Origin of the sequence: Paraburkholderia silviterrae (genome assembly GCF_004353915.1) — a bacterium.
Lineage (GTDB): Bacteria > Pseudomonadota > Gammaproteobacteria > Burkholderiales > Burkholderiaceae > Paraburkholderia > Paraburkholderia silviterrae.
This window is the reverse complement of record NZ_SMRP01000006.1, coordinates 85,966-98,812: the sequence shown is the minus strand read 5'-3', so window position 1 is coordinate 98,812 and position 12,847 is coordinate 85,966. Positions and strand designations below refer to the sequence as shown.

The following is a 12,847-nucleotide window of genomic DNA, read 5'->3' as shown; positions in this document are numbered from 1 at the left end:
CGCTATGACCGATGCACTCGACGCCTTTGACCGCAAGATCCTGAACATCGTCCAGCGGGACTGTACTGCGACTGCGGACGCCATCGCTGACCGTATCGGCTTATCCACGTCTGCTGTGCAGAAACGTCTGAAGCGGATGCGCACTGACAGGATCATTTCCGCGGAAATCGCGGTAGTCGATCGAGCGGCTGTCGGTCGCCCGATGACCTTCATCGCCGCAATGGAAATCGAACGAGAAAACTACGAGACAGTTGCGAAGTTCCGCGAATGGGCAAGGTCACAAGATGAGGTCCAGCAGATTTACTACGTGACGGGTGCCGTCGATTTGATCGCAATTATCACGGCGTCCGACGTCGAGGCATACGACCGGCTGACAGCGAGGATCATGCAAAGCAATCCAATGATCCGTCGTATCAATACAAACGTCGTGCTGAGTTCGATCAAGATTGGGCTATTTGTCCCGGTTGAGAGGGAGGTTGACGAGGATCCACCCTCAAGCTAACGACCGCGTGTCATGAGAGACGGCCGATTCGGCCGTCCAGCATAACGAACCGCAAAAGAGCATGCTCAATCTTTGCCGAAACGCATAATTTGTCGAACGCTTCGCATAACTAAACTATTTCCTGATTTCACTGACAGGAGATGAAAGAAATGGAACTCAAATTGGCACTGGTCGGCTTCGGCGGAGTCAATCAAGGATTGGTCGAGCTGCTCAGGAAAAAGCGCGCGATGCTGTCGGCCGAGGGTATCGATCTCTCCGTGACGATGGTCGCGGACCTGCGGCTCGGCATTGCGACGAATCCACGAGGTATCGCTCTGGATGTTCTCGACGAAACTGCCCGGAACGGTGTCGATGCCGACGCGTTGCGCCGCGATCCCGGCACACTGGTGTCGCCCGAGGTGAACCTCGGCGCAGTGCTCAAGGCAATCGCGTCGGAGCACGTCGATGTCGTCGTCGAGGCAACCTACACCGACCCGAATACCGGCGAGCCAGCGCTGTCACATTGCCGCACCGCGCTCGAATGCGGCAAGCACGTAATCACGACCAACAAGGGCCCGATCGCACTCGCGCAACTGGACCTGGCCCGGACCGCGGCAAAGTCGGGCGCGTGCCTTAAATACGAAGGCACGGTAATGAGCGGCACTCCGGTTTTACGCCAGATCTCGACAACGCTTCGTGGCTGCGATGTTGGTGGCTTTACGGGCATTCTGAACGGCACGTCGAACTTCGTGCTCGGAGAGGTCGAGGCGGGCGCGAGCTTCGATGAAGCGATCAAAGAGGCACAGCAACGCGGTTACGCGGAAGCGAATCCGGCGGCCGACGTGAGCGGCTCGGACGTGCAGTTGAAGGTCGTGATTCTCGCGAACACGCTGTGGAGTGTGGGCCTGACGCGAGCCGACGTGACCTGTCGAGGTATCGTCGAGCTGACCGAGGATGAGGTGCGTGCCGCGGCGGCTGAAGGCCTGTCCTGGCGGCTGATTGGTTCGGCGACTCGCCAACCGGACGGTACGTTGGTTGCAACCGTCGAGCCACGCAAGCTGCCGGCTGGCCATCCGCTGCGCGCCGCGAGTGGTGTGACTAACGCCATCACTTTCGACACCGACGTACTCGGCAGTGTGACGATCAGCGGTCCCGGAGCCGGCCGCGAGGAGACCGCGTTCGCGATCCTGTCGGACCTTATCGAACTGGGAGACCTCATCAACGCAACCGGGCAAGAGGTGATTGCATGACCGCGCGCGATGCAGTGACCACGGATCTCGAGCTGGGTGGCGTGAGCGACGTCCTGTCGCCCTATGACGGGACCGTCGTCGGGACAGTCAATCTGTCACCGGTCGAGTCGGCACCTGCGATTGTGGAGCGCGCTCTGTTGGGCGCGAGCATGGCTGGTGCTCTTGCGAGAAGCCGTCGGTCCGACATCTTGTTCCGCGCAGCCGCGCTCGTCGAAGCGCGTGCTCAAGAGCTTGCCCGCACGATTTCGCTCGAAGCTGGCAAACCGCTCCGGCAGGCCCGCAAGGAGGTCGCACGCTGTGTGAATACGCTGCGCCTGTCAGGAGAAGAAGCCAAGCGCCTGGTTGGCGAAACGATCCCGTTCGATTCCTATCCAGGCTCAGAAGATCGCAGCGGCTACTACACGCTGGAGCCGCTCGGCGTGATTCTGGCTATTACGCCGTTCAACGATCCGCTCAACCTTGTCGCGCACAAGCTCGGGCCGGCAATCGCTACCGGTAATAGCGTGATCCTGAAACCTTCGTTGCTGGCCCCGCTGTCTGCTCAGGCGCTCGTCGAGATTCTGTGGGAGGCGGGTGCGTCTCGGGACGCGCTACAGATCGTGCACGGTGGCGCCGAGATCGCGTCTGCATTGGTGCGCGACAAGCGGATCCGAATGGTGACGTTCACAGGTGGCCCGGTGACCGGCGAGGCGATCACGCGTGAGGCTGGCCTGAAGAAGATCGCGATGGACCTCGGCGGTAACGCTCCGGTGATCGTTATGGCCGACTGCGACCTGAAGGACGCTGCGCAATCGTGCGTTTCGGGCGCGTTTTGGGCCGCCGGCCAGAATTGCATCGGTACCCAGCGCATCTTCGTGGCTGAGGCGGCGTATGAGCCTTTCGTTCGTTACGTCGTTGAACTGACCCGCAAGATGGTTGTCGGCGATCCGCTAGACGAGGCGACGGATATGGGCCCGATGATCGCCGAGGAGCAGGCGGCCAGGATCGAACGCTGGGTTGACGACGCGATCTCCAACGGCGCAAAGGTATTGACTGGCCATCGCAGGCGCGGCGCGCTGTACGAGCCCACTGTGCTGGTGGACGTCCCGTGTGATGTCCGCGTGTGGGCAGACGAAGTGTTTGCGCCCGTAGTGTCGATCACGAAATTCTCCGACTTGCAGCAGGCGCTCGATGCCGCGAACGCGCCTGAAAGCAGTCTTCACGCCGGGGTCTTCACAAGCCGGCTCGAGATTGCACTTGGCGCGGCCGAGCGCCTGCAGGCGGGTGGCGTGATGATCAACGATTCCTCGGACTACCGCTTCGACGGCATGCCGTTTGGCGGGTTCAAGTATGGGTCGCTGGGACGCGAAGGCGTGCGGTTCGCGATGACAGAAATGACGCAGCCGAAGGTGGTCTGCTTCAGGCGTAACCGGGCGCTGTCGAGTTGACGCGAGGTGCCGGCGCTCGATGCGCCGGCACCGCACGCCCCTGGGCAATGAGTAACGTATCGAAGAGGGAGTCGGGAATGGCAGCAGCAATCCCTGCATGCAAACCAGCGGCTGATGTGCTGGTTGTCGAGGATATTCATAAGTCATTTGGTGGGGTTGAGGTGTTGAAGGGTATCTCGTTGACCGCCCGCAATCACGAGGTCGTGTCGATCCTTGGAAGCAGTGGATCAGGCAAGAGCACGTTCCTCAGATGCATCAACCTGCTGGAGACGCCCGACCGTGGTCGGATCTGTGTGAATGGCGAGACGCTCACACTGAAACCCATGGGCAAGAGCGGTGTGCTCGCCGCCGCCGATCCGAAGCAGGTAATGCGTGTACGTCGCAAGCTCGCGATGGTCTTCCAGCAGTTCAACCTGTGGGCACACATGACGGTTATGCAAAACGTGATGTTCGCGCCGGTGCGAGTGCTTGGTGTGCCAAAGCGCGAGGCGCGTGACAAAGCCATAGCGATGCTGGAACGTGTCGGCCTCGCGGGCAAGTGCGAGCACTACCCGAACCAGTTGTCAGGCGGCCAGCAACAACGTGTTGCGATTGCGCGCGCTCTGGCGACGGACCCGGAGGTCATGCTCTTCGACGAGCCAACATCTGCGCTTGATCCGGAGCTTGTTGGTGAGGTGCTGAAGGTCATGCGCTCGCTCGCTGATGAGGGTCGCACGATGTTGGTCGTTACGCACGAGATGGGCTTTGCGCGCGAAGTTGCCAATCGCGTCGTATTTGTCCATCAGGGGCGGATCGAAGAGGACGGCAGTCCCGATGAAGTCTTCGCTACCCAGAAATCGCCGCGATTCCAAAAGTTTCTGTCCAGCATCATCTGATGCAAAACCATTGCCAACCGGAGGAGAAATCATGAAGAAGCTGCTTCAATCGTTGTGTGCGGGCGCGGCGTTGCTGGGGCCCGTCGCACATGCCGAGCAGGTGGTGCGCGTCGGCACGCTCGCCGACTATGCACCGTTTGAATACAAGGACGCGTCCGGCACGCTACAGGGCATGGAGATCGACATCGGCAAGAAGATGTGCGAAGACATGAAGGTCAAGTGCCAGTGGGTAACGATGGATTTCGACGCGCTGATTCCGGCACTCAAGGCCAAGCAGATCGACGCGGTGCTTGCGCAGATGTCAAAGACTCCTGAGCGCGAGCAGTCGGTCGATTTCACCCGTATCTTCACGACGGCACCCGTGCAGTTCGTCGCGAAGCAAGGTTCAGGTATCACGGACAGTCCAGCCATGCTCAGAGGCAAGACGATTGGTGTGCAGACCGCCTCGACTCACGAATCCTGGCTGCGCCGCCGATTGCCTGCGAGTCAGTCGGGCATCAACGTCAAGGTGTATCAGACGCTTGACGAAGCATGGCTCGATCTCGAAGCCGGGCGCATTGACGCGGTGCTTGCGGACAACACTGTGGCTTATGACTGGCTAACAAAGACCGGGAAAAAGGAAGGCTTCAATTTCGTCGGCAAGCCGATCGCCGATGCGGAAATCTTCGGCGAAGGCACGGCGATAGCCGTGCGCAAGGGTGACGCACCGCTGAAGGCCAAGTTCGACAAGGGCATCGCGCAGGTACAGGCCGACGGGACATTCTCGACGGTAAGCAAGCGCTATTTCCCGTTCAGCATCGCACCGCAATAAGCTCGCATCCGGCACGCGCGGCTGCAGTCCTGCGGCGCGCGCACAAGGCGTGCATTTCACGGAACTCCACCACGATGGACATGTTGCTTAATTACGGCGCCCAGATTGCGGCGGGCGCACTCGTCACGCTGGAACTCGCAGTCGCCGCGCTCGGGCTCGGCATGCTTCTCGGTATCGCCGGCGCGTCGGCGAAGCTGTCGAGCGTCCGCTGGCTGAGCGCCGCGAGCTATGCGGTCACCAACTTCCTGCGTGGGATCCCCGAGTTCCTGATCCTGCTGATCTGCTACTTCGGGTTGTCGCGTTTGCTCAATACGCAGTTCGACGGTGCGATTACGGTAAGCCCGTTCTCCGCAGGCGTGCTCGCGCTCGCAGTAGTCTTCGGGGCGTATTCGTCGGAGATGTTTCGTGGGGCTTTCCTCGCTGTATCAGCCGGGCAGATTGAGGCGGCGCGCGCGTACGGGATGACTCGGCTGCAGACGCTGTGGTTCGTACGTTTGCCGCAGGCGTGGCGGATCTGTTTGCCGAGTCTGAACAACATGTGGCAGAACCTGCTAAAGGACACGTCGCTCGTCTCGATCGTCGGACTCGAAGACATGCTCAGAAAGGCCAACATCGCGGCGCAATTTACCAAACAGCCGTTCATCTTTTACTTGACGGTTGGTGTTGTCTACTTCGGCTTTCTCGCAGTTTCCAATCCCGCATTTGTGTGGCTCGAACGCATCGCGGGACGGGGCTATGCGAAACGAACCTGAACAGGCTCTGCCATGAACGAAGTTCTCTCCCTGATGACCCAGTCCGGCTCGGACATCGTGCGCGGTGTGTGGGTTACGGTTCAACTTCTGGTCCTGTCATGCGCACTTGCTTTTGCGCTTGCGGTGCCGCTCGCGGTCGCGCGCGCATCTGAGAGCCGCTGGTTGTCCACACCCAGCCGTCTCTTCATGTCCGTGTTCCGCGGAACGCCGCTGCTCGTACAAATCTTCGTGATGTATTACGGACTCGCGCAATTCGCGTTTGTCCGCGCGTCGCCGCTGTGGCTGCTTTTCGGAGGCTCGTTTTCGTGCGCATTGTGTGCGCTGACGTTAAATCTTTCTGCCTACATGGCCGAAGACATTCGTGGCGGGATCGCGGGGGTCCTGGCGGGCGAGAAGGAAGCGGCGCTTGCCTTCGGGATGAGTCGTTTCATGTTGACCTGGTTTGTTGTCGTGCCACGTGCGATCGGCATCGTCGCGCCGACACTCGGGAACGAGATCGTGCTGCAACTCAAGTCGACCGCGCTCGCGAGCACGATTACTGTGCTCGATCTTACCGGTGTGGCACGGCGAATCTCCGTCGAAACTTACACGACTGATGCCCTGATGCTCGCTGGCGTCGTGTACGTCGGCATAACGGCGATTTTATCGACCGTATTGAAGCGCGTGGAAGGCATCTTGAACCGGCATCTGGGAAACGTGCGCGTATAGCGCAGCAACGAATTGACAAAGCATATCGACCATTCCGAGGAAGACATGGGATACAAGCTTGAAACGTTGGCGCTCGCGGCTGACCGCGATGTGACCGACGAGAAGACAGTTGCGCCGGCCATCCACTATTCTGCCGTATTCAAGGCGGCAGGCAGTGAGGAATTCACTGAGATGTCGAGCGTTCCTCAGCATCCTCGCAATTACACACGCTACGGCAATCCCGTTCACGAGCGCGTCAAGGCAATCATGGCTGAGCTCGAGGGCACCGAGACGGCGCTCGTCACTGCCTCCGGGATGGGCGCAATCGCGACGGCGATCCTCAGCGTCGTGAAGGCGGGTGACCACGTTATCGGTCAGTCTCGTCACTACATGAGCACGACCAAAATGCTCGACGACATGTTGCGCAAATTCGGCGTCGAGGTGACGTTTGTCGACCAGACAGATATCGCCGCGTTTGACCGGGCTATTCGTCCGAACACCCGGCTGATCGTTATCGAGACCCCGGTCAATCCGTTGCTGCTCGTGACCGACATATCCGCGGTGACCGAGATTGCGCGGGCGCGCGGCATTCTCACGCTCGCGGATAACACGTTTGCTTCGCCAGTTAATCAGCAGCCTGGTCGTCTTGGCGTCGACATCGTCGTGCACAGCGCGACCAAGTATCTGGGTGGACATCACGATCTTACCGGCGGGGTAATCTGCACAAGCCGTGTGCTTGCCGAGCAGATCTGGCATACGCACATCACGCTCGGTTCGGTTCTATCGCCGATGGACGCGTGGCTGCTGCTGCGCGGCCTGCGCACATTACCCTTGCGCATCGAGCGAATCAACGCGAACGCACTGGCGCTCGCCGAGTTCCTCGAAGTCCATCCGAAAATCGAGCGCGTGTTTTACCCGGGCTTGCCCAGCCATCCACAACATGCACTCGCACGCCGACAGATGCGCGGCTTTGGCGGCGTGGTCGCGTTCGGCGTGCGGGGAGGCTACGACGAAGCGCAATGCTTCGTTGAGGCACTGCGCGTGCCGCTCAACGCAGGCAATCTCGGCGGCGTCGATTCACTCGTGATACATACAGCGGCGATGTGGGCCGGGACGATGTCTGCAGAGCAGATGCGCGCGGCGGATATACCGATGAACTTCATCCGCTACGCGGTAGGTGTCGAGCACATCGACGACCTGAAGGCAGACGTCGTGCAAGCCCTTGAACGCATCTGAACTCCCAGCCTGCGTAAAGCGAAACATGAATCAAAAGGCCCATCCGATTCGAGGCAGTATCGTTGCGCTCGTGACCCCGATGCACAACGACGGCAGTCTCGATCTTCCCGCATTGCGTGAGTTAGTCGACTGGCACGTCGCCAGCGGCACCGCGGCGCTCGTCGCGGTCGGCACGACCGGCGAATCGCCGACGGTTTCCGTCGAAGAGCATCTGCGGGTGATCGAAGTCTGTGTCGAGCACGCGGGTGGCCGCATCCCGGTGATTGCCGGCAGCGGTGCCAACTCAACGGCCGAGGCGATAGAGCTGACGAAGCGTGCAGGAGCGCTTGGCGCGAGCGCTTCGCTGCAAGTCGTGCCGTACTACAACAAGCCGACTCAGGAAGGCCTGTACCGGCATTTCCGGCGGATCGCTGAGGAGGTCGATCTGCCGGTCATCCTCTACAACGTCCCGGGTCGAACCGGCGCAGATCTCCAGAACGACACCGTGCTGCGCCTTGCGCAAGTGCCGGGGATAGTCGGCATCAAGGACGCGACGGGTGACCTGGAACGTGGGATGCGCCTGCTGCGCGCTGCGCCGACCAGCTTTGGGGTCTATAGCGGCGATGATGCGACAGCACCATTGCTGATGTTGATGGGTGGCAGGGGCAACATATCGGTGACGGCGAACGTGATGCCGCGCGTGATGGCCGCGCTGTGCGACGCTGCGCTTGCCGGCGACGCAAAGATGGTGCGCGCGATGCAACTCGAGTTGGTTGAACTGCATCACGCGTTGTTTGCTGAAGCGAACCCGATCCCGGTGAAGTGGCTGCTCGCGCGCAGGGGCAAGATGCAAGATGGCATCCGGCTGCCGTTGACTCCGCACGACACGCGCTTTCATTCAACGCTGATGGACGCGTTTGATCGCGCAGAAGCCGCGTGTGAAGCAATCGTGTTGAAACAGGGGTGGATAAGCTAAAAAGGACTTGGACAGTGAACCGTATCACGATACTTGACGGCGGCATGGGGCGCGAACTGGCACGAATGGGTGCACCATTCAGGCAGCCGGAATGGTCGGCGCTCGCATTGATGGAAGCGCCGCACTACGTTGGGCTCGCCCATGATGCATTTATCGCAGCGGGCGCCGACGTCATCACCGCGAACAGCTATGCAATCGTCCCGTTCCATATCGGCGCGGACCGGTTTCGCTGCGATGGTGCCACGCTCGCAGCGCACGCCGGGCAACTCGCGCGACAGGCCGCCGAGCGAGCGTCACGGCACGTGCGCGTAGCGGGCTCGCTACCGCCGACAGGCGGCTCATACAGGCCCGACCTGTTCGACAATCGACGTGCCGATATGATTCTCGCGACGCTTGTTCGCGGGCTCGATCCGTACGTTGACCTTTGGCTTGCCGAAACGCAAAGCCTGACCGACGAGATTGGCGCGGTGCGGCGTGCGCTGGGTGCGAATCCGAAACCACTGTGGGTGTCGTTCACGCTGCGCGATGAGATCAATGAGAGCAAGCAGCCTTTGCTGCGATCCGGACAGACGATAGAGAAGGCGGTCGACGCCGCCTTGTCGGCGCGCGCGGCCGCAGTGCTGTTCAACTGCAGCCAGCCCGAAGTGATGAGCGCCGCCGTGAAAGCCGTCCAATCGCTACTCGAATGCGCGGGCGCGACTTTACCGATCGGTATCTACGCAAACGCGTTTCCGCCGCAACGCGACGATGCGCAGGCAAACGCTGAACTCGACGAACTGCGAGGCGATCTTGACCCTCCGGGCTATCTAAAATGGGCGGAGCAGTGGATTGCGCTTGGCGCGGAGATTGTCGGTGGGTGTTGCGGGATCGGGCCTGCCCACATCGCGGCACTGCGTGGTGCGGTCAAGGCTCGCGAAGCTGGACAGATCGGGGTGCGCAATGAAGGTTGACGGTATCGACCAGAAGATCATCGATGCTTTGTGCGTCGACGCCCGGATACCACTCGCTGTATTAGCCGACAGGATAGGCCTGTCGAGACAGGCTGTTCGACACCGCGTCGACCGGCTGGAAGCTTTGAAGATTATAGCGGGATATACGGTGCGGCTCGCGTTGCCGGATGATGTGGTGCCGGTACGCGCTGTGATGCTCGTCTATCGGAAGGACCGGATGCGCGGCGCGAATGTGCTCGCGGCACTCGAGCGAATCCCGGAGGTACGAGATTGCGCTGTACTCAGCGGTGAGGTCGATTTGCTCGTGCAAATCGAGGCGACGTGCCACGACCGTATCACCGAAATCTGGGGGGCGATTAGCGCAATGGACGGTGTACAGAACATGACGACCTGCTTCGTGCTCGATTCGGTGATACACAAGCGGTAGACACTTGCCTGAGATGCGGTGTCGCATTTCGGAGGAAACGCGGATACGAACAGTATCAAACGGAAAGAGCAAAGTAGTTCGGGCGCTCGCCTGGCGTGCTACAAGTAGATGTGGTGGTTTGACCCGCGACGACAGAACGTCTGCGGTCGCGGGCGGAGAGCTCGAAGCGAGGTGCCGTTCCCTGGTTGCCGCATCGCGACAAGACCATGATTCGGTAGAACGAACATGATGTCTGCATCGTCGCAGCATATTACGGGGCCAAGCAACTCGCCGACCGCAACGATGTCCGTCTTCTCACTGAGGGCGGCAATGTTGAGTTCAGTCGCCGCATGGCTTCCTCGGCACCGATCACAAAGCTTTAGCCGGCTCGGAGGACGGGATCGAATCGAAGCTGAACTGATGGCATAGAAAGCGGTCATCACCTGTCCGATAGATATCCGTTGATTTCGATTGGGAAACAAGTAACGGGGGCTGCGGTAGTCGACCGTGACGCCGAAGTCCTTCTGCGCGTCGGCAATGCCGTTTTTCACGACGTTCCAGAATGGATCGTTGTCCGGGGCATGGGATACCACCGCAAAGCGTGTGCCGGCCAGGGCACTTGCACTGCACACGACCATCGTCAGCGGGATGATGAGGGATGTCACTGCTTTCATCGGTGTCTCCTGAGAAGCCGCATTTCGACCATCACTTCGTCGACTCTGCTGACATGCTAGGTCGAGTTGGCCAATGCGCAGCGAAACATAGTGTCCAATCTGGTTACTTGAGTTTTTCTCCTTCTCCTATAGTTGAATGGGTCACGTGGAACAGGGAGGTGCCATGCGTGCGGACGACAGGCTCGCGACCCTTGCCGTGATTGATCGCGTGTCTGACATCCTGCGCGACGAATTCGCAGATCGGGCACTGGACATCTGGCCGATACTGGCCGCGCTGTTGCGGCAGCATCAGCAGGGTCAGTCCGTGACCGTCACCGCATTGGCGGATAGCTCCGGGATGCCGCGTACCAGTGCGCGGCGCGTCGTGTTCGCCCTGAAGGCTCAGGGCTGGCTTGCCTTGCGTGCGGTGTCGGCATCGGGGAAGCGGACCGTGGTGGTTCCATCGGCCGCGTTGGTCGACAGCCTCGATCGCATCACCGAACAAACCGTCAAACTGATGGCAGGTAGCCGGGATCCTTGTGGACTGGATCGCTTTGCTTGCGCCAACCTGGACCGCGACAAGGGCATACCGTGGCCACTTCCAGCCGAGGAGGGCTTCGACGATACCGTCGTACTCACCCTCGTTGCCTACGAGGATCCGGTGTTCGACATTCTCAAGCGCCATCGCGCCGATATCGACCGGTTCATGGGCCATCGTGTGCGTGTGCTGACCTTTGCCCAGAATGGCTATCCTGCCGCGCTTGGCCGGGTGCTCGCGGAGCGATCGACGATCCAGGCAGCAGCGCCGTTGCTGGTGGCGATACCGCTGCTATGGGTGGCGGATGTGAGCGCCAACGGCCGTCTGCTCGATCTGCGGGCATTGCTCGCCGAAAGCGCCTGCTGCGGCGACGACTTCTACGATGCCGTGTGGCGGGCCGGCTGGGTGGGCGGGCAGTGCTATGGCATGCCGCTGCAGCCGACGGTGGAGTTTCTCTGGTATCGGCAGGACCTGTTCGACGCGGAAGGGCTGACGCCTCCGCGCAGCCTCGACGAGGTGATTCGATGCGCTGCCCGCTTGCACCGGCCGCGTATAGGGCGAACTGGCATCAGCTGGAGTTCGGCGCCGGGTCTGCCACTGGCCGAATCGTTCCTGCAAATGCTAGGCGCGCAACGCGGGGTGGGTGTCGATGACGGCATGCTGCAGGTCGATGCGGACGCCGGCACGCCAGTCATCGAGTACCTGCGTGCACTGCGTGCATATGCACCGGCACAGTGGTGCGACGTGAACTGGGCACGCAACGCGCAGCTTTTCGGTGCGGGCAAAGCTGCCATGGGCCACCACTGGTCCAATCGCTACGGCATGCTCGACAGTCATGCGCTTCTGCAAAAAGGGCGGCCGGATAGGGCTGCAACTGCACCCGACCCGCGAGCCTGGCACGTCACCGCTATCGCCGCTAGGGGGCGTTCTGCTCGCGATACCATCAAGCAGTAGCGAAGCGGCCGCACGCTGGGCATGGCGCGCCATCGAGAAACTGATTTCGCCTGAGTTGATGAAATACTTCGTGCTGCACGGCGCTGCCGGCAGCGCTCGCTACTCCGTGGCCGAGGACACCTATGTGCGGCAACGCAATCACGTCATCGCCATCATCGACCAACTCGCAAGGGATCGGCAGATCGCTGCGTTCCCGGCACCCGCCATCTCCGGTTATCAGCACGTGACCAGAATCCTGAGCGATCACCTCGGACCGTTGGTGTTCGATGACGGCGGGGACATCCGTAAGGGCCTTGGGAAGCTGCAGGGTGCCTTGGCCCGTGCATCGCGACGCAGGCGTTGAGGCGGATGCCGGCAGGCCTTCATGGGATGGGTCTGCGTTGGCGGAGTGACCTTCAGGCTCCTATTCGACAAGGAGCATGACAGGTGTAGTGCTTATGGAATCTTGGGAAAGGGAAATGATGATGTACTTCTCACCTTTTGTGCTGGCTGTCCCGGCCCGGTGAAAGCCATGCGGTTGATAGTCGAATGTCTTGATCCCATGTCCGATGAGGAGCTCGTGGATCGCACGCTCGCTATGCCGCTTCGAAGAATGGCCGACGTGCCGTTGTCCGAACTTCCTGATAAATCTCCCTTGAGAGCTGTGGCCGTTTAACGCGAGTCATTTGCAGTAGGTCCTGTTGGGGCATATCGTGGCGTAGGGTATCGCGAGCCAGAGCGTCAGTGCGAAAAGCACGCTCTACGGTGAAGGAGTTGGCGCTCTCGCGCCTACCTGAAGAAACGGTGGAACCGCGATATGGTGGTATTTTTGGTGGTATACGGTCAAACGAAAAGCAATGAACTGGCCACAGACGGGTGATAGCGGAATTTTT

14 protein-coding genes are annotated in these 12,847 nt (G+C 60.5%); 13 read left to right on the top strand and 1 reads right to left on the bottom strand.

All coding sequences use genetic code 11. The features are described 5' to 3' along the window. Positions 1-4 precede the first annotated feature (4 nt). From EYW47_RS14560 to EYW47_RS14510, 11 genes are all read left to right on the top strand, one after another. Positions 5-502 carry an Lrp/AsnC family transcriptional regulator gene (locus EYW47_RS14560; protein ID WP_133195531.1) on the top strand — a complete coding sequence of 166 codons (498 nt, stop codon included), beginning with the start codon at positions 5-7 and terminating at the stop codon, positions 500-502. Between the two features lie 149 nt (positions 503-651). Beyond that, entirely contained in the window at positions 652-1,731 is a 1,080-nt protein-coding gene (locus EYW47_RS14555) for a homoserine dehydrogenase (protein WP_133195530.1), read from the top strand. Next, on the top strand, positions 1,728-3,158 hold the full coding sequence (locus tag EYW47_RS14550) for an aldehyde dehydrogenase family protein (RefSeq protein ID WP_133195529.1): 1,431 nt from the start codon (positions 1,728-1,730) through the stop codon (positions 3,156-3,158). The genes EYW47_RS14555 and EYW47_RS14550 overlap by 4 nt, the downstream gene beginning before the upstream one ends. Positions 3,159-3,235: 77 nt before the next feature. Then, entirely contained in the window at positions 3,236-4,033 is a 798-nt protein-coding gene (locus EYW47_RS14545) for an ABC transporter ATP-binding protein (protein WP_133195528.1), read from the top strand. Next, positions 3,972-4,844 (top strand): transporter substrate-binding domain-containing protein, encoded by an 873-nt coding sequence (locus tag EYW47_RS14540; RefSeq protein ID WP_240763694.1) that lies wholly within the window; start codon positions 3,972-3,974, stop codon positions 4,842-4,844. Before EYW47_RS14545 ends, EYW47_RS14540 begins: the two co-directional genes overlap by 62 nt. Before the next feature lie 74 nt (positions 4,845-4,918). After that, positions 4,919-5,596, top strand: a complete 678-nt coding sequence (locus tag EYW47_RS14535) for an ABC transporter permease (RefSeq protein WP_133195527.1) — start codon at positions 4,919-4,921, stop codon at positions 5,594-5,596. 12 nt (positions 5,597-5,608) lie between these two features. Beyond that, complete coding sequence (locus EYW47_RS14530) at positions 5,609-6,304, top strand: ABC transporter permease (protein WP_133195526.1); 696 nt, start codon at positions 5,609-5,611, stop codon at positions 6,302-6,304. A 45-nt stretch (positions 6,305-6,349) separates the two neighbouring features. After that, entirely contained in the window at positions 6,350-7,519 is a 1,170-nt protein-coding gene (locus EYW47_RS14525) for a trans-sulfuration enzyme family protein (RefSeq protein WP_133195525.1), read from the top strand. Between the two features lie 25 nt (positions 7,520-7,544). Next, positions 7,545-8,474, top strand: coding sequence for a 4-hydroxy-tetrahydrodipicolinate synthase (gene dapA / locus EYW47_RS14520; protein ID WP_133195524.1), 930 nt, complete (start codon positions 7,545-7,547; stop codon positions 8,472-8,474). Continuing rightward, the gene (locus tag EYW47_RS14515; RefSeq protein ID WP_338117824.1) at positions 8,462-9,424 is read left to right on the top strand and encodes a homocysteine S-methyltransferase family protein; all 963 of its coding nucleotides are present in this window, start codon (positions 8,462-8,464) and stop codon (positions 9,422-9,424) included. The genes dapA and EYW47_RS14515 overlap by 13 nt, the downstream gene beginning before the upstream one ends. Then, a complete protein-coding gene (locus EYW47_RS14510) occupies positions 9,414-9,851 on the top strand; it encodes an Lrp/AsnC family transcriptional regulator (protein WP_133195522.1) in 438 nt (145 codons plus the stop codon). Before EYW47_RS14515 ends, EYW47_RS14510 begins: the two co-directional genes overlap by 11 nt. Positions 9,852-9,949: 98 nt before the next feature. On the opposite strand, the gene EYW47_RS14505 is transcribed toward EYW47_RS14510, so the two are convergent. After that, a complete protein-coding gene (locus EYW47_RS14505; protein ID WP_133195521.1) occupies positions 9,950-10,504 on the bottom strand; it encodes a hypothetical protein in 555 nt (184 codons plus the stop codon). A gap of 163 nt (positions 10,505-10,667) precedes the next feature. On the opposite strand from EYW47_RS14505, the gene EYW47_RS14500 reads away from it, so the two are divergent. Further along, the gene (locus EYW47_RS14500) at positions 10,668-11,975 is read left to right on the top strand and encodes an extracellular solute-binding protein (RefSeq protein ID WP_165976565.1); all 1,308 of its coding nucleotides are present in this window, start codon (positions 10,668-10,670) and stop codon (positions 11,973-11,975) included. A 58-nt stretch (positions 11,976-12,033) separates the two neighbouring features. Beyond that, on the top strand, positions 12,034-12,318 hold the full coding sequence (locus EYW47_RS14495) for a hypothetical protein (protein WP_133195519.1): 285 nt from the start codon (positions 12,034-12,036) through the stop codon (positions 12,316-12,318). Positions 12,319-12,847: the final 529 nt, after the last annotated feature.